At 60.2% G+C, this 17,635-nt stretch carries 14 protein-coding genes; 8 read left to right on the forward strand and 6 right to left on the reverse strand.

What is annotated here, in order from left to right; translation table 11 throughout:
- Positions 1-2 precede the first annotated feature (2 nt).
- The 4 genes from HY298_12355 to HY298_12370 form a co-directional block, all read right to left on the reverse strand.
- On the reverse strand, positions 3-1,049 hold the full coding sequence (locus HY298_12355; protein MBI3851050.1) for a HEAT repeat domain-containing protein: 1,047 nt from the start codon (positions 1,047-1,049) through the stop codon (positions 3-5).
- 74 nt (positions 1,050-1,123) lie between these two features.
- Positions 1,124-1,318, reverse strand: coding sequence for a hypothetical protein (locus tag HY298_12360; protein ID MBI3851051.1), 195 nt, complete (start codon positions 1,316-1,318; stop codon positions 1,124-1,126).
- 107 nt (positions 1,319-1,425) lie between these two features.
- Positions 1,426-1,854, reverse strand: a complete 429-nt coding sequence (locus HY298_12365; protein MBI3851052.1) for a type II toxin-antitoxin system VapC family toxin — start codon at positions 1,852-1,854, stop codon at positions 1,426-1,428.
- Positions 1,851-2,078 (reverse strand): hypothetical protein, encoded by a 228-nt coding sequence (locus HY298_12370; GenBank protein MBI3851053.1) that lies wholly within the window; start codon positions 2,076-2,078, stop codon positions 1,851-1,853. The genes HY298_12365 and HY298_12370 overlap by 4 nt, the downstream gene beginning before the upstream one ends.
- A gap of 198 nt (positions 2,079-2,276) precedes the next feature.
- On the opposite strand from HY298_12370, the gene HY298_12375 reads away from it, so the two are divergent.
- The 4 genes from HY298_12375 to HY298_12390 all read left to right on the forward strand — a co-directional run bounded on the left by HY298_12375 (position 2,277) and on the right by HY298_12390 (position 8,180).
- Entirely contained in the window at positions 2,277-2,516 is a 240-nt protein-coding gene (locus HY298_12375; GenBank protein MBI3851054.1) for a hypothetical protein, read from the forward strand.
- Positions 2,517-2,518: 2 nt separating this feature from the next.
- The gene (locus tag HY298_12380) at positions 2,519-2,935 is read left to right on the forward strand and encodes a putative toxin-antitoxin system toxin component, PIN family (protein ID MBI3851055.1); all 417 of its coding nucleotides are present in this window, start codon (positions 2,519-2,521) and stop codon (positions 2,933-2,935) included.
- A gap of 230 nt (positions 2,936-3,165) precedes the next feature.
- Complete coding sequence (locus HY298_12385) at positions 3,166-4,554, forward strand: Gfo/Idh/MocA family oxidoreductase (protein MBI3851056.1); 1,389 nt, start codon at positions 3,166-3,168, stop codon at positions 4,552-4,554.
- Between the two features lie 23 nt (positions 4,555-4,577).
- Entirely contained in the window at positions 4,578-8,180 is a 3,603-nt protein-coding gene (locus HY298_12390) for a HEAT repeat domain-containing protein (protein ID MBI3851057.1), read from the forward strand.
- 121 nt (positions 8,181-8,301) lie between these two features.
- On the opposite strand, the gene HY298_12395 is transcribed toward HY298_12390, so the two are convergent.
- Both HY298_12395 and HY298_12400 read right to left on the reverse strand, forming a co-directional pair.
- Positions 8,302-10,293: a glycoside hydrolase family 97 catalytic domain-containing protein gene (locus HY298_12395; protein ID MBI3851058.1), complete on the reverse strand. Its 1,992-nt coding sequence runs from the start codon at positions 10,291-10,293 to the stop codon at positions 8,302-8,304.
- A gap of 323 nt (positions 10,294-10,616) precedes the next feature.
- On the reverse strand, positions 10,617-11,597 hold the full coding sequence (locus HY298_12400) for a hypothetical protein (protein MBI3851059.1): 981 nt from the start codon (positions 11,595-11,597) through the stop codon (positions 10,617-10,619).
- A gap of 382 nt (positions 11,598-11,979) precedes the next feature.
- Between HY298_12400 and HY298_12405 the strand changes: the two genes are divergently transcribed.
- The 4 genes from HY298_12405 (at position 11,980) to HY298_12420 (ending at position 17,495) form a co-directional block, all read left to right on the forward strand.
- Positions 11,980-12,660 (forward strand): flavodoxin family protein, encoded by a 681-nt coding sequence (locus HY298_12405; protein MBI3851060.1) that lies wholly within the window; start codon positions 11,980-11,982, stop codon positions 12,658-12,660.
- 165 nt (positions 12,661-12,825) lie between these two features.
- Entirely contained in the window at positions 12,826-13,989 is a 1,164-nt protein-coding gene (locus HY298_12410) for a hypothetical protein (protein MBI3851061.1), read from the forward strand.
- A gap of 100 nt (positions 13,990-14,089) precedes the next feature.
- Positions 14,090-16,615 carry an alpha-galactosidase gene (locus tag HY298_12415; protein ID MBI3851062.1) on the forward strand — a complete coding sequence of 842 codons (2,526 nt, stop codon included), beginning with the start codon at positions 14,090-14,092 and terminating at the stop codon, positions 16,613-16,615.
- A 160-nt stretch (positions 16,616-16,775) separates the two neighbouring features.
- A complete protein-coding gene (locus HY298_12420; protein MBI3851063.1) occupies positions 16,776-17,495 on the forward strand; it encodes a sigma-70 family RNA polymerase sigma factor in 720 nt (239 codons plus the stop codon).
- Positions 17,496-17,635: the final 140 nt, after the last annotated feature.

Here is a 17,635-nt window from a genome sequence, read left to right on the forward strand (position 1 = left end):
TTTCAGGGGCGGCCTTGCCCCAAAACGTTTGGATTACCCTGCGGAGTGGCGGGGCCGTCACTCGGTGCGGCGCGCGGTTGTGCACGGTTAGGATTGTGCTCTTGGTTGGAGAACTTCTGCTTGAGCTGACTGATGACCGGTGCTTGCTCCTTCTGAAACGTTTCCCAGCGATACCCCGTTGGGTCGAGAGATCCGTCCAAGCGTTTGAGCCCTATCACCGCCCAGTATCGAACGCGCTCCGATTCGGAATCCAACGCTTCCAATAGGAATGCAGCGGATCGGGGGTCCTTCAGGGATCCGAGGACTTGGAGCGCTTCGGCCTGTCTGGAACCGTTTTTGAGGTCAGACTGCAATGTTTCGGCCAGCCAGTCAAAAGGCTCCTTGTCCTTGTTTCGTATCCACCACTTGGTCCAAAAGTCGCGCTGCCACGCACCCCAATCAGTACCCGGCGGACCAAAACAACACCAAGTGTGCTTGTAGCCGGAAACGTCGGCGAGAATCTCACCAATACTCCAATTTTTGCCCGTCATGGATTTGTCGGCGAGATCCATCGCGCTCACCAAGTCGCCTGCTCTGCTCGGTTTCCTGGCGATCATTTTTCGCAGGCGCTCCTCGGCATCAAATGATAGCCGTGCAACGCGGAGCAAATCGACCAGAATCATAGTGATCTGGTCTTCGTACTCCAATGGGAACCGGCGAATAACCTGAGACGACGCTCGTTGGTCTTCATGACTGCGAAGGATGCTTCTTAGAAGATCAAGCGATCCAACGGTGGGAAGCTGACACAGACAAGCGGCCAGCAGCCAACGTTGTTCCGGGTCACTTTGACCGTACCTTTCGATCAAGAGTGGGACGGCATTCGTCCCGTGCTGGGCCACCCGCTCGATGCGCTCTTCAAGGTTAACTTTCCGACCGAGACCGGCAAGCAAGTGATCAATATCTGCTTGAACTTCCTTCGGCTCGAATCCTTGCACAGAAACGCAAAGGAGCAGCAAAGCGCCGAACGCAAGGCCGCTTTGGGGCCAATGACGATTGTTCTTCGGATTCACGTTTGACCTTCGCCTGATGCTTTATCGAACCACCCGTGAATGTATCCATTGGCCAGGACCGATCAAGCGGCTATTCACAAAACGCGGGCATTGATCCGGCACAGCCGCAAGCCATCGTCCCGGAGGAGCGTTCGCCGACGCGTATGAGCCGCCCACGCCTGATGCGGGTCGCCTGCCGTGTTTTCGAGCGCGAACATGTAGCGGTGGGCGTCCCGCCTGCCGTAGAGGGCGTGTATCCTGCCGCCCGGACAAAACGTCCGAAGGTTCATTGACTCACAATACTTCCGACGGGCTTGGCTTGGCGAGCGGTTTTTTCCGCCGGGCGTGACGCACCGGCTCTACGGCAGGCGCGGACGCCCGCAGCTACCCGCCCACCTCAAATCGTCACCAGATTCAAGCCCATCGCGGTGGCCAGCTTCTTCTGCCGCGTGTCGGAACTGATGAATTCGGTCGCCGCCAGGACTTTTGCCGCTGCGCAGTGGAGAATGTCCAGCGAGCGGCAGCCGACCGTGCCGGTGTGTTGGTCCGCCAATTTCACCGCTTCGCGGAAGATGTTCGGCCAGTCGCCGCCCGCCGAGGCGAGCACGCCCGATTTCAAATCCGCTTCCACCAAAGCCCGCGCGGCGGCCACTTGCTGCGGCGTCGCGTTCTGGAGGAAGACTTTGAGTTGAAGCGCGTTCACGAACTCCAGCTCGTGGAGCGGCGTGTGGCAGATGGACTTGCCTTGAATGAGCGCAATGACCTGGGCGCTGTCCGTTTCCGGGTAGTAGAGTTTGACGAAGCAACCCGTGTCCAGGTAGGTCACGACTCGCCTCCGCGCGCCTCACCAACCAGTTCACTCAGCGGCTTGCCGGGCGGTTGTTCGCCCCAAACCTTTTTGGCTCGCGCCAGGAAATCAGGCTGGTTCGCAGGAACAACTTTGGCGATGACCTTTTCTTTCTCTGTGAGTTCCACTTCCTCACCGGCGGCGACCCATTCGAGGATTTGCGCCCATTGCTGCGGCGCTTGTTGAACGCTGGCGGTTTTCATGCCGTTAAGATGCAGTGTTTGTTTCGCCGGGGCAAGACGGCAGTTCACGGGGATTGCGTAATTCCCGCTGCGTCGGGACGTTTGACGTGGGTCGTGCATGGCTCGCACAGGAACGGGTAAGTCCCGCATTTTGCAAACTTCCCCGGACCGCGATTGCAGTTGTTACCTGCGCGGCTTTGCTGCTATCTTGTCGTGCGTATGAGCGTCTTGGAATTGACCGATGAGCAGGTGATTTCTCTGGTGCGCCAACTGCCGTCGGCGCGCAAGCGCACCGCGCTGCTGGCCCTGGCGCAAGAGGGCCTTGCCCGTCGCGACGAGCGGCTGCGCTTCGGCGAGGCGCAGTTGCGACGCCTGTGCGCCGAACGCGGGCTGGACTGGGACCGGCTGTCGGAAGACCAGCGCGAAGAGTTTGTGAACCGGCTCCTGCATGAGGCGTAGCCGTGGCGCTTACCGTCGTCTTCGACACGAACATCCTGTTCTCGGCCACTGGCTGGCGCGGCAATCCGTTTCAGTGCGTGGAACAGGCGCGGGCCGGAAAAATTGAAGCAGTGACATGCGTCGAGTTGATGGAGGAGCTGGTCGAAAAACTGGAATTGAAGCTCGGCTTTTCTCCCCAGCAAAGTGCCGAAGCGCTCGCCGATTATCTGGGCTTCATCCGTGTAGTGAACATTGCGAAAACTTTGGATGCCGTTCCACGTGACCGGGAAGACAATGCGGTGCTCGAAAGTGCCCTTGAAGGCAAGGCCGAGTTCGTCGTCAGCGGCGACTTGGATTTGTTGGCGTTGAAAAAGTTTCGCGGCATCGAGATTGTCCGTGCCCGCGAGTTCCTTGACATCCTGGCGAAGCGAGCGAGTTGACATTGAAGCATTTAACCCAAGTTCAACGGAGTCGATGCGTATGAGCCGCCTACGCCTGCTGCTGGTCGCCTGCCGTGTTTTCGAGCGCGAACTCGAAGTCCTTCGCGCGTTCCGCTTTCCGATTCATCCCTGACCTCGGCCTATCCCGGATTCCGAAGCTGGCAGAAATGCATCGTCAACATGAATTGAGCATTGACGCCCGGGCGGTTCGCCAAAACATTATGTCAAACATGAAACCAACCAACACTTTGATCAACCGTCGCCGTTTCCTCCGCAGCAGCGCCACCGCCATCGGTACCGCTGTCGCCGCGCCGATGATTGTTCCATCTTCCGTCTTGGGCATGGGCGGAGCCACCGCACCCAGCGAACGGATCAGAATGGGTTTTATCGGACTGGGTGGCCAGGGCACCGGCCACTTGCTCGGCGGTGCCTGGACTTATGTTGCCGGCGGCTACATCGCCCGCCAGGATGTGCAGGTGCAGGCGGTTTGTGACGTGCGCAGGGAGCGCCGCGAATCAGCGCATAAGCGATGCAACGAGTTTTATGCCGGGAAGCTCGGTCAGGCCGGCTACAACAGTGTCCGCGCCCATTCTGATTTCCGCGAAGTGCTGGCCAGGTCCGATATTGATGCGGTGCTGCTGGCGTTGCCGTACCACTGGGCGGCGCCGATGGCCACGATGGCGGCACGGGCGGGCAAGGATGTTTATTGCGAGAAGCCCATTGCCATCACGTTGGAGCAAGGGCGCAACCTCGTCGAGACCTGCACGCGTTTCGGGCGCATCTATCAGGCCGGCACCCAGCAGCGCTCGGAATACGGCGGCAAATTCCGTCAGGCCTGCGAACTGGTTCGCAATGGTCGCATTGGCCGGCTCAAAGAAGTCTATGCGTACCGACAGCCGGGAGCATTTTTCCCGAGCAACTGGACTTCAGACAAGTCCGTGCCAGTGCCGTCCGGCTTTGACTGGAACCTCTGGCTCGGCCCGTTACCCTGGCGTCCCTACGGAGGCGAAGCCGGTCATACAATTTCGGGAATCTTCATCGGCGACTTGAACTGGAGCCCGCACCACTACGACATCATCCAATGGACGGTGAACCCCGACCCCACCGCGCCCATTGAAGTGGATTATGAGAAACCCAAGACCACGGCTTCCGGCAAAGCGGTTTATCCCGGTGGCGCTGTGGGTCGGCCTGAAGACGGGAACGTCCATTACCGTTACTCAAACGGCGTGGTGGTTCACTCCACCCCCTACCCAGGTGAACCGGTTGGAAACGAGGGCGGGGCCTGCTTCATCGGCACCGAAGGGCGCATTGCTGTGGACCGCGCAAACCTCGTTTCCTATCCGGAGCGTATTCTCAAGGAGCCGTTGCGGCCTACCGATGCCCGCGTCGAGCATAACCATGGACACTCCGACAACTTCCTCGAGTGCGTGCGCTCCCGTCGCCCGACAATCTGCAAACCGGAAACCGCCGTTTACAGCATGAGCGCCATCCTGATCGGTGGCATCGCGATGGCGTTGCAACGGACGGTCAAATGGGATCCGGTCAAAGGTGAATTTCCCGGCGACGTCGAGGCCAATCGTCTTGTCGCCTACGCTCCGCGCGCACCCTGGCGGTTCTGACTGAAGTAAGTTAGAAATATAAAATGCAAAATGCAAAATTAAGAATGGTGATGGTGAGCCTGCTCGCCTGTCTTCTCGCATTCGTTTCCACAAAACTCCGTGCCGCGCAGGAACAGGAATTCATCACGATCCTTCAATCCGCTGCGGGCCCAACCGAGAAATGTGCCGCTTGCCAGCAGTTGAGAATCATCGGCACTGTCCAGTCGGTGTCAGCTCTGTCCGCACTCCTCGGTGAGGAACGGACCGCTCACGCGGCGCGCAACGCTTTGGAGGCGATCCCCGGGGCCGAAGCGGGCGCGGCCTTGCGGGATGCGCTGAACAGAACTTCGGGAGTCATCAGAGCCGGCTTGATTGATTCGCTCGGTCGGCGGCGCGAACCTGAATCGCTGCCTGTGCTCAAGCCGTTGCTTGACGATGCCGACGTTATGATTGCCTCTGCGGCAGCCGCAGCGTTGGGCAAGATTGGGGGCAAGGACGCGCTGGCGGCGCTTTCAGCAGCACGCGCGAAGTCACCCCCGGCAGTTCAACCCGTCGTACTCGAAGCGCTGATGCAATGTGCCGAGCGTCTCCAGGCCGGAGGCGACAACCGGGGTGCGGCAACTATTTACCGGAGTTTGTTCAATGTGGATTCTCCGCCGCCAATCCGCGCCGCTGCCTGGCGAGGACTTGTCTTATCGGACACCAGCAAGCGCGTTGATCGGATCACAATTGCGCTTGCGGGCAAGGATCGTTTGACGCACCTCGCCGCACTCAAACTGCTGCGCGAGTTGGGTGACGCGAAAGTAATCAATGCCTGTCTTAAGCAATGGGCAGCACTCCCGGCAGATTCACAGGTTGCAGTCCTGAATTCGAGCCTCAAGCTGGGAGCGAAGGCGCTGCCCACCGTTCGGGCCGCCGCCGGGAGCGCGCACCTTCCTGTCCGGGTTGCGGCGTGGCAGGTGCTGGCGGAACTGGAAGATTCCTCAATGCTCCCTGCGGTGGCCAAGGCCGCAGCGCATGGTGAACCTGCCGAACGCGAGGCCGCCCGAGACACACTCACCCGATTGCGCGGCCCGGGCGTGGACAAAGCCATCCTCAAGCAGATCAGCGAAACCGAATCGCCTGTGAAAGCCGAGTTGTTGCGCGCCTTGGGTGATCGCGGCGATAAGGGCGCGGCGGATGTCCTTCTGAGATACGCCGACAATGAAAACGAGCCGGTTCGCCTCGCGGCATTGGAATCGTTGAGAAAACTTGCCGTGCCGAACACCCTCACCCCGTTGCTGAATCTTGCCGGCAAATCGAAGTCCGAGCGCGAGCGTGAGCCGGTGATCAGAACTCTGTCAGCAATCTGTCAGGCCAGCTCCGACAAGAACGACGCTACTCGCCGAGTGCTCGAAGCAATGGATCGTTTGCCTCTCACTGAGCGACGCCATTTATTACAACTGCTCGGCGATCTCGCCACGCCTGCCGCTCTCACGGCCGCCCAGGCCGCCAGCAAGTCTGCAGATCCGTCGCTGGCAAGGGAGGGTGTCCGTGTCTTGACTCAATGGCCGAATGCCGCCGCCGCGCCGCCTCTGCTTGATCTCGCCCGAACTGGCGTGGACCCCACGTTGCAACTGCTCGCCCTGAGCGGGGGCATCTCCGTTGCTGAACAGGAAACGGATCTCGCAAAACGTTTCGATCTGCTGCAGCGGGCCATGGCAGTCGCAAAACGTCCCGATGAAAAGAAACAGGCGCTCGGCCAGCTCGGCCAGATTCCAACGCCCGCAGCCTTGCAGATCGCGCTTGATCAACTGGCCGATTCCAACCTTGTGACTGAAGCGGGCCTGGCGGCGGTGAGCATTGCTGAAAAACTCGCCGCTGCGAATCCACAACTCGCCGACGATGCTGCTGTCAAAGTGCTCGCTCATTGCAAGACCCAGAACATCGTCAAGCGGGCCTGGGCGCTGCGCCGTCAGCCCAAGAGCGGCGGACCTTTCATTCAGGATTGGCTGGTCAGCGGCCCTTACCATCAGCAGGGAGCGACTGGTGCTGAGGCCGTCTTCAACACCGTTTTTGCTCCGGAGAAACCGGGCGAAACCGTGAACTGGAAACCGATGCCGCGCGGGGACCACGCAAATCTTGGAGCGCTGTTTCCCGACCAGATGAATTGCGCCGCGTATCTCAAGGCGCAGATCATCTCGCCGCAGAATTGTAAAGCGGCGTTGTTGATCGGAAGCGATGACGGCGTGAAAGCCTGGCTCAATGGTGTCCTGGTTCACGGCAACAACGTTGACCGCGGTATGGTGCCGGACCAAGACATGGCGCCGATTGAACTCAAGAAAGGCGACAACCAACTCCTGCTCAAGATCACCCAGGGCGGTGGAGGATGGATCGCTTGCGCAAGAATCGTCGGGACGGATGGCCAGCCCATCGCGGGCTTGCGCATCGAACCGCAAGGCGGGGTGGCAGCGACCGCGGCGGCGGCGGCTCCCGCACCGGCACCCCTGCCCGCGCCTGTGCCCGTGCCCTCCGTGCTGCCCAAGCGGGATTCATTCCGGAAGTTGAAACTGTCCGACCAGTTCTACGCGGAAGGCGCGTCGTTCGGTGACTTCAACAAGGACGGAAAGATGGATGTGGTGGCGGGGCCGTTCTGGTTTGAAGGACCGGATTTCAAAACGAAGCACGAGATACGTACCCCAACCGCTTTCAGTCCGAAAGATTACTCGGACTGTTTTCTGATGTTCACCGGCGATTTCAATCGCGATGGCTGGCTCGACATTTTAGAGGTGCCCTTTCCCGGCAAGGAAGGTTACTGGTATGAAAATCCCGGCACCAAGGGCGGGCACTGGTCACGGCACCTCGCGTATCCGATGTTGGGCAACGAATCGCCTACATTGGTTGATGTGACGGGTGACGGACAGCCGGACCTGGTCTTCAACAACGAAGGCTATATCGGCTACGCCACATTCGATACGGCCAGGCCGGACGAGGTCTGGAAGTTTCACGCCATCTCGCCGCAGGATAAACGCTATCAGCGCTTCACGCACGGCATCGGCGCGGGCGACATCAACGGGGATGGACGCGTGGACATCGTTGAAGCCGCCGGTTGGTGGGAGCAGCCTGCGGATGCGACCACATCTGCCCCTTGGAAATTTCATCCGCAGAAATTCGCCGAGGCCGCTTCGCAAATGCTCGTCACGGACGTGGATGGCGACGGGTTGGCAGACGTGATCAATTCCTGGCACTGTCACCTCTACGGTTTGGTTTGGTATCGGCAGATGCGGACCGCCGGCGGAGAAATCACCTGGCAGCAAAACGTCCTCATGCCCCCGCACCCGGATGTCAGGACCACGGACCTCCGTTTCAGTCAGATGCACGCCCTGGCTTTAGCGGATATGAACGGCGACGGACTCAAGGACTTCGTCACCGGCAAACGCTTTTGGGCGCACGGCCCCACGGGCGACGCGGAAGCGGATGCGCCGGCGGTTTTGGTCTGGTTCGAGTTGCAGCGCCCCGGCAACGGCCAGGCTGTGTTTTTGCCGCACCTCATTGACGACGATTCCGGCGTGGGCACGCAGGTCACCGTCGGCGATGTGAACGGGGACAAACGGCCCGACGTGATCGTCGGCAACAAGAAGGGTGTGTTCGTGCACCTGCGCGAGTAACGGCTTGATGAACTCAAACGTGTGCAATTACTTCGACAAGTGGTTGTGATCTGCCCTGATGGCAGACATTTTCAAAATGCCCCGCAGGAAAAAAATCTTCCATGCGCACTTTTCGGCATTCCTACTTTGGCGCAATGATGGCCGTAAAGCCGCCACCCGGAGCCATGGAAACTGGAAGGGATGAGTCACGCTTGACGGTTTTCGTCTCCACCCGGATTGCATTGGGTTCATCTTCGTTCATGGAACCATCGACATAAAGCCGGGCCTGGTATTTACCCGGTGCGAGAAAGTGAAGCGGAACGGACACCTTGCGCGAAGTCCAGTCCGTCATCCCGCCGACGTACCAGGTATCGCCGTGACGGCGGGCCATGACGATGTAGTCGCCCGGCACCCCGGTCACGAAACGCGACTCATCCCATGTCGTCGGCACCTTCACGATGAAGTCGAACCCTTTCTGGCCCTCGTAGGCTTCGGGCGTGTCGGTGACCATGGGCATCGGGTTCTCGTACACCACGTACATCGCCAGGTGATGGCACCGCGTGCCGAGCACGTAGGGATTCTCGTTGCGCGGGACAAACGCCTTTTCCGAAATCGCACGGAATCCGCCTAGGTGATAATCGAGCGGGCCGGCCAACTGCCGCACGTAGGCCGCCTCGACATTATGCGGCGGTGTGCAGCGCTTGCTCCACTTGAGGTACTCCAGATTCAACACGCCTTCGCGATTGAAAAGGTTCGGCCACGTGCGCTGTTCGCCGCTGGGCTTGTACGAGCCGTGAAACTGGAGGTGGAGCTTGTGCCGGGCGGCGGACTCGAGCGCGCGTTCGCAGAAGTTGACCACTTCCTGATCGTCGCGGTCGAGGAAATCCACCATCAAACCGCTGATCCCCCAGTCCTCGTACTTTTGAAAAGCTTCCTCCAGCCGCGGGGTCAGCGCTTTCCAGTGCAACCAAAGACGAATACCAACCCCACGCTGCCGCGCGTACTGGATTATCTCGGGCAACTGCAACTCGGGACGCGGGGTGAGAATGTCGGTGTCCGCATGTGGTGAAAAACTTTCTTCCGACTGCACGTGCCACGGTCGCGTGTCCGACACAACAGCGTGATAGGCGATCCCGTTGCTGGCGCAGAAATCAATGTAGCGTTTGTGCGTTTCCAGATTCATGCCCGGGACGTGAGGCGGTTGGTGTTCCAGTGTGCCGTTCCACCAATGCCACGTGGTCTTGCCCGGTTTGGCCCAACTGAAATCACCGGCGGACGGGTCGTTGAGGCAGAGGAGCAGATTGCTTTCGAGGAGCCGACCGGCCCTGTCGCCCAGCAACACGACGCGCCACGGACTGGCGTGGGGCGTTCGGCCAATGACACACGCGTTGGTTTTGCCGGGCGGAGACGATAAGCGCAGATGAAACACTTCCGAATCCGCATCGGCATCGCGAGCCAGGTAGAGGCTCGAAAAATCGCGGATGCGCGCCTCTGTCAAGCCCACGGCCAGCCCGTCCGGCCAGACGGCCAACAACGGCAAGTCCACCAGCGGTCCCCGGACACCCGTCAGTGGGTCCCGGTGGAACTCGGATTCGTGATCGTTCGTGAAGCGGTCCCAGGCGGTATAGTGCAACGTCGGCACGCCGGCAAACCGGACGTCCCCCAACTCACCGGTCAAAGTGAATTGTTTCCCTTGTTCCGGCAAGCGATAGCGGAAGGCGACGCCATCGTCGTACGCGGCCAGGTCTATGTCCCATTTGACGCCCGCGCGGTCAGTGAAGTGCGCCGTCGCGCGTTCGCACCGGTTCGCCACCTCCTTCGTTTTTCCCCACTGCAGCGGGAATTTTTCATCCATCTTGCTACGCTCAATTTTCTCCAGCGTCGCTGCACCGGATAATTCGCCACCCTCCGCCAGACGAACCGCGAACGACGTAATGTCGATCACTGTGCGGCTGCCGCGGGAGATTCTAAACCCCAACCCGTTGGTTTGTGCGCCGGGGCCAGTCAGTTCAATCGAGTTCTTTCCATCCGGCGAGCGAACTTGGAGGGGTAATGTCGCGGCGTCCGACGACGCCTCCAGTATCGCCGTGCATACAGCCAGCAATAGACAAGGCTTTGTGAGATGGTTGCTCACGACTCTTGCCGACAGGCGCCTGGACAGTGCCGCTTGGTATCTTTTCGAGATTCCAACGCGTGGCGTCATGGTGTTCGATCTCCCGTGAGTGCAGAACCGGCTAAACATTCGGGCACTCTACACTGCTCCAGAAGTTCCTCAAGCCGCCAATCCACCGGTCAATACGTCCCAATATCCGAATGCGAAAGCACCATGACCGGCGGCACGCGATGTTGTTTTGAGTGCGGGATAATTGACGCACCGCTTTGGCCGCGATAAGTCGCTTGTGGGGCAAGGCACCAGGTGTGTTCGTGACAGCCCGCTCGGCGATCGGTATTCGCCAATCACGCCACCTGATCCCGTTGTTCCTCTTTCGGAGGCGGAGTCCTGAAAGGCGGAACCGGCGCTGCCTCCCCTTTTAGCTCTGCTTCCTGTGTGCCGGTCACGCCCAGCCATTGTTCGCAGGCGGTCACGAGATCGGAATCGGTCGGATAGACGGTCGCCTTCTTGTTTTGCGAAGCGGCGGTGCGCCCTTCGACAATATCTTCGTGTCTGAGAATGTTGGCGGAACGCGGACGCAGCAAACGGGCGCGACGATTGGCGAGCCAGCGGATGATGATGACGCCGCTGTTCGCCCTGGTGTGTGCGCGCGGGACGTTCGGCCTGGCTCCCAATTCGGACGCCGCAACATTGTGGATGACTTGCCACGGATCCTTTGCGCCAAACGCATTCTGGAGTTCCGCGTCGGAGAGCAACTCGATGGCTTGCGGAATTTCGGCCTTAAAATCCTGGGCCGCAAACCACGCGAGGCCGTGACCGTGGGCGGAAAGATTGATGGCGAGGGTGCGTCCACTGACAAGCACTTCCTCTGCGCTGACGGAGCGTTCGCCGGGGGGCAACGACTGAAGCTCGGCTGAATACATGCCGACGATCGAAACAAAGCTCATCCACAGATCGTTGAATTCGCGATTGGGCATCACATCGGCATCGCCGCCGGGCAGGCCGAACGCGCGGGCATACACATTGCGCCGCTGCGCCGTCGTCAGCCGGCTGTGATGGCCCTTCCAGTGGCGGTAGAGCATGGCTCCGGCCCGTCCGGGGCCGAGGGGCAACATTCCGCGGCTAAACATGGCAACCAATCGGTCCACCACCTCAAAGAGGCGGGCCTCCTCCAACATGGCGGTGAAGTAAATGGTTTCGAGCGCGCGGAGATTGGCTGAAACGATTTCTACATTCGTGTCTTCAGCCTGACGCGCCGGATCTGCGCTGACGGTTGACTGGCCGCTGCTGTCCTCTTGCACCGGAGATTTCTGCTTTGTGCCCATGCCTGCGATACTAGCACGTCACATTCCCGGCGCAATCGCGTTAGAGGCCAGTCCTTTACGCGCAAAAATCCAGGCTGCATCTCCTGGCCACGGTCAAAAGAACCGCAACCTGGGGGGTTTTCGGTCAAAGACCACTGCACGGCGTGGGCTTGGGGTGCCTCAAAACGTCGCAATATCCGATTGCGAGCGTACAGTGGCCCGCGGCAGGCAATGACCCTTGAACTCGAGATAATGTTTTCCACTGCGTGAACAGCTCCTTGCCCGGCAGATACGGCAGATAATAGTCCGGCACGCCAGCTATGTTTTCCCTTGAACCACTCATTTCCTTCCGACACGCTGTGAGCAAACGCGGAAACAAGCTCCTCCAACTTCTATGAAAAACATGAACCGCCGTCTTTTTCTCGGTGCTGCTGCGATGTCAGCGGCCACCCTCTCAACGTTGTCGAACGCCGCCGAGCCTGCGGCTGGATCAGTCAAAATCATCGGCCTGGTCGGCAGCCTGCGAAAGGGCAAGACCACCTTCAAGGCGATGGAACTCGCCCTCGAATCTGCCAGGACAGTCAGTCCGGCCATCACCACGGAACTCCTCGAGCTTTCCGGACTGAACCTCGACCCGTACATCGCCGTCGGCTCAAAGAGTTCCGACCGGCCGGATGATTTCCCCGTCGTGCGCGGGAAATTGGAGGCAGCGAACGTCCATGGCATTCTGATGTGCTCGCCGGTTTACATGGGGATCGTCTCGTCGCCGCTGAAACAGCTCTTCGAGCGAATGCTCGCCTTTCGTCAAGGCGGATTCCCGTTGCGCAACAAAGTGGGCGGCGCCATCGCCGTCGGGGCCGGGCGCAACACCGGGGTGGAGCTGATCCTGCAACAACTGATCATGTTCATGCTTTCCCAAGGAATGATCCTCGTGGGCGATGGCAAACCGGGAGATCATTGGGGCGGCACCATTCAATCGCAGGGCGAGGAACTTTCGAAAGACGAAGGTAGTCTGAACACCGTCCGCGGCGTCGGCAAACGCGTTGCCGAGATCGCGTTGCGCATGGCAGCGTCAGCGAAATAGGAATCGACGAACTCCGCCAGGCCATGAGAATGATGCGCTTGGAAGCGCAGTGCTCATTTCCAAACCAAGTAATTACCTTCGTTCCGGTGTGAAACGCGCTGGCGTGGTTTCAGTCCAACAATCTCAAGTCGGCCCGCTTGCTTCACACCTTCGAGGCTGCATCTTATGAAATCAGTTCTGCTCGTTCTCGGCGCCGGCCTCCTATTGTCCGTTCCGCATTCTCCGATCCTCGCCGCCGATGCGGCCGTTCCACTCGAGCCAATCCGCGGTGAAGTCATCATCAACCGCACTAACGCGGCGTGGGAGTCGCAGCAGGTGCAGGAGCCGTGCATACTGCCGAACCCGAAGGACCCGGCCCGCCTCGTGATGTTTTACTCCGGCGTGCCGGCAACGAACCGGAACTTGTGTTTCATCGGCAAGGCGTGGTCGCTCAAGTCCGACCCGTTCACGTGGCATCAGGACGAACACAACCCGGTGTTCAGTCCCGGGAAACAGGGTTGGGATTCCGGCAGCATCCGGCTCGACGCAGTCCTCTACCTCCCGGTGGAGAACGCCTACTACATTTATTATTCCGGCACGACGGCTTCAGTTCAGGATCGCATTGGCCTGGCGATCTGTCCGGCCGGGGCGGATGGATATTCCGGCATCACGCCCGCGGCCATCCGCCGCGTCGGCGCGCAGCCGGTGCTCGCGCCCGAGCCAGCCGCGCCGTATTTCGAGCAAATGGCTTCGCAGGCGGCGGTGTTGCGCGAGTGGGACGCGAAGGAGCGGCGATGGGACTGGTTCCTGTATTACTCCTATCGCGGCAAGGACGGCACGCTGCCCGGACTGCGGCTGGCGACTTCGCGCGACGGAAAAATCTGGACGCGCCACTTCAACGAGAAAGATCCGCGCGGCATGGGCCAGATTTTTCCGTCCACGCCGGGCGCGTATTACGAGTGGCATCAGGTTTTCAAAATCGGCGGCACCTATTTGCTCTCCATCGAAGTCGGCATCTCGGCGGGCAAACGCTGGCGGCCCGTCATTGCGGTGAGCAAAGACCCCGCCACCGGCTGGGCGCAGACCGACGTGGACGCGGTGCTTCAGACGAAATGGACGGGCCTGTACCGCGACGACACGATCTACCACGTCGCCACGCCCGCGCTGTATCAGATCGCGGGCAAATGGTATCTCTACGCTCAAGCCTGTCCGCTGCCCGACAACGGCAACTACATTGACGGCCACTGGGACCTCTGGTGTTTCGCCTGCGACCGGCTGATCCCGACGCTGCCCGGCTATGAAAGCATTTACATCCCCGGCCAGCCAGCGTATGCGGGAGCCGCCCCTTGAGGGCGAGATCTATGGAGGACCCTTGCCGTTCTGCCCTTGAATGGCCTCTCCGTTCGGGTAGCGTCTCCACGTGCTCGAGGATAATCGCTCTATTGGACAATTGGTTACGACCTGGGGAGTGGTGACGCGACTGATCGCGGTGGCGATGCTGGTCCAACTGGGTTGGGCGGCAGAAATCCCCGCAGTGGCCGTGAACTCCGCCGAAATGCGGGAACTGCACCGCTGGACGGCAGCGAAGTTTGACGACGAGAAGCAAGCAGCCCCACCCAGATGGGGACTGGCCGTCCTGACCAACTTCGATGAGTTGTGCCTGAACACGCGAATGGGTCGGCCGCTCACGATCGGCAACACGGAGTACGCGCGTGGAGTATTCTGCCACGCGACCAGCAAGGTGGCCGTGCGGTTGCCAGCTCCGGGCAAGGCTTTCTCGGCTTTCGTTGGCGTGGACAGCAACTCTCAGACGCGCGGTGGGCGCGGTAGCATCGTCTTCTCGGTGACGGTCGCGGGGAAGGAGGCGTTCCGTTCGAAGGTCATGCGCGAGGGGTTGCCAGCCGAGCGAGTCAACCTCGACCTCAGTGGCGCGACGGAATTCTTGCTCGAAGTCGGTGACGACGGCGACGGCATCACCTGTGACCAGGCGGACTGGGCGGATGCGAAGATCGCGTTGGCCGACGGTCGCATTCTGTGGCTGGGTGATCTGCCGATCATTGAGGGGCAGGTGCAAACACCGCTACCCACGGATCTGCCTTTCTCTTTCAGCTACGATGGCCAGTCCTCGGCCGCACTTCTCAAAGACTGGCCGCTGGATCGTCAGGTTAAAAAGCTCGACGCTCAACGGACACAGCGAACCTGGACCTGGACCGACCCCAAGACCAAGTTGGCGCTCCGCTGGGCTGCGATTGAGTACCTCGATTTCCCGACAGTCGAATGGACGCTTTATTTCAAGAACGGTGGTGCGACGGACACGCCCATCATCGCGGACGTTCAAGCCTTGGACGCTCGTTTCGAGCGGAAGAAGGACGAGGTCTATGCGCGATTCGCCGCGCCCGATGAGTTTGTCTTGAATCATCACGTCGGGAGTCCGTGTGCAGCGAATGATTACCAACCGCTTCGGACCGCCTTGCCCCACAAGACGGCCAAGCGCATCGCCACGTCCGGCGGGCGCGGGTCGAACAGCGACTGGCCCTATTTCAACGTCGAGTGGCCGGGTGAAGGCGTCATCGCCGTGGTGGGTTGGCCCGGCCAGTGGGCGGCGAGCTTCACGCGTGACGAGGCCAACGGGCTGCGGGTGCGTGCGGGACAGGAGCAGACTCACTTCAAACTGCTGCCCGGGGAGGAAGTGCGCACGCCGCTGGTCGTTCTGCAATTCTGGAAGGGCGACCGGATTCGCTCGCAGAACACTTTCCGCCGATGGATGCTCGCCCACAACGTGCCGAAGCCCGCCGGCAAACCGATCCAGCCGATGCTCTTCGGCTGCAGTTCACACTTCACCGGCGAGATGGTGGATGCGAACGAGGCGAATCAGTTGCAGTTCATCAATCGCTACCTCGAGGAGCGGTTGAAAATTGACTATTGGTGGATGGACGCCGGGTGGTACTTCTGCGACGGCAACTGGGGCAAGACAGGCACATGGGAAGTGGATACCAAGCGGTTCCCTCGAGGCCTCCGGGCGATCAGCGACCATGCGCATTCCAACGGCATCAAGACCATCGTCTGGTTCGAGCCAGAACGGGTTGCCCCCGGCACGTGGCTTTCCGAAAAACACCCCGAATGGATCCTGGGCGGAAAGAGCGGTGGCCTGTTGAATCTCGGCAATCCCGAGGCTCGCCAATGGCTGACCGACCACGTTAGCAAGTTGATCACCGCCCAGGGCATTGATCTGTACCGCCAGGACTTCAACATGGACCCGCTCGATTTGTGGCGGAAGAACGATGCTCAGGATCGTCAGGGCATCACCGAGAATCACCACATCACCGGCTACCTGGCTTATTGGGACGAGCTGCTGCGCCGGCATCCGGGGTTGCTGATTGACTCATGCGCGAGCGGCGGTCGCCGAAACGACTTGGAGACGATGCGCCGCTCGGTGCCGCTATGGCGAACCGATTTCCGGCTCGATCCGGTCGGCACGCAATGTCACAGCTACGGGATTTCTTTCTGGCTTCCGCTGAGCGGGACCGGCACGGGAACTTACGCGGCCTACGATTTTCGCAGCAACATGACTCCGCTGTTGAACTGCATCTGGGACGTGCGCATCAAGGACGCCGACTACGACTTGATGCGACGGCTGTGCGAACAGTTCCGTCAGGTGGCTGACAACTATCTCGGCGATTATTACCCGCTAACACCGTACAGCCTCGAGAACACGTCCTGGTTGGGCTGGCAATTCGACCGACCGGACCTCGGCACGGGCATGCTGCAAGTCTTCCGGCGCAGCGAGAGCATCTACAAGGCGGCGGACCTGCGACTCCACGGCCTGGACCCCGAAGCGCGCTACCGCGTGAGAAACCTGGACTCACCGGAGGCCGACGTCATCACGGGCCGACAGTTGATGGACGGCGGTGTCCCCGTCGTGTTGAACGACCGCCCCAGCGCGGTGGTGATCCGCTATGAAAAGGTTGGCCAGTAGGAGAAGAGGGGCTTGGGTGATGTCATAACGTCAGACCGAAGACCGAAAACCGGCTGACGATTTCCTGTGGCGGCCGTCGATTCTCGTTTCAAAGACAGGGTTGACTCCAACCTGCCAGGGAGCAGACTGCGGATTGGCGTCCGGTCCTGGAGCAACCCAGATGAACTCCACCGCGGCCATTTTCGCCACCACCCACTGGAGTGTGGTGCTGGCGGCAGGCCAATGCACCGATGCGCAAGCGTCGGAAGCCTTGGAGCAGTTGTGCCGCACCTATTGGCATCCGCTCTACGCCTTCGTCCGGCGGCGCGGCTTTGACCTGGAGGAAGCCCAGGATCTCACCCAGGAGTTTTTTTTCCGTTTGCTGCAAAAGAACCGGCTTTCCTTCGCCGATCCACGCCGCGGGCGATTCCGCTCTTTCCTGTTGAGTTCCATCAACCACTTTCTGGCCAACGAATGGGACCGGGCGCACGCCGTGAAGCGAGGCGGTCGCGTGACTTTCCTGCCGCTGGGGGACGATTCCGTCGAACAACGATGTATGGAGGGGGGATTGTCACAATCTTCGCCGGAACAAGTCTATGAACATTGTTGGGCGCTCGCCCTGTTGGAAAAAGTGCTCGGGCGTTTGCGCGCGGAAGCGGTGGCCGCCGGGCGAGCAAAGCAGTTCGACGAACTGAAGGTCTTTTTGACCGGAGAGCAAGACTCAGGCTACGCGGAGCTGGCGCGGAAGCTGGACACAACTGAAGGGGCTTTGAAAATGGCGGTGAAAAGGTTGCGCACCCGCTATGGCCAACTGCTGCGGGAAGAGATTGCGCATACCGTTGCTGATCCCAAGGAAGCCGAGGACGAGTTGCGTCACCTGTGCGCAGTTCTGAGTGGGTGAAGCGTTACTTGTCGTCCCGGTTTGCTTTAGTAACGGTCGTGAGGGTCGTGTCAGGCCGCACCGCCGGGCCGAAGTGATTTGCGCTTTGAACCGCTGAACCGGACGGTCGGCGACGTAGCGCAGACTGGAGTCTGCTGTGT

Source organism: Verrucomicrobiota bacterium (assembly GCA_016200005.1).
Lineage (GTDB): Bacteria > Verrucomicrobiota > Verrucomicrobiia > Limisphaerales > PALSA-1396 > PALSA-1396.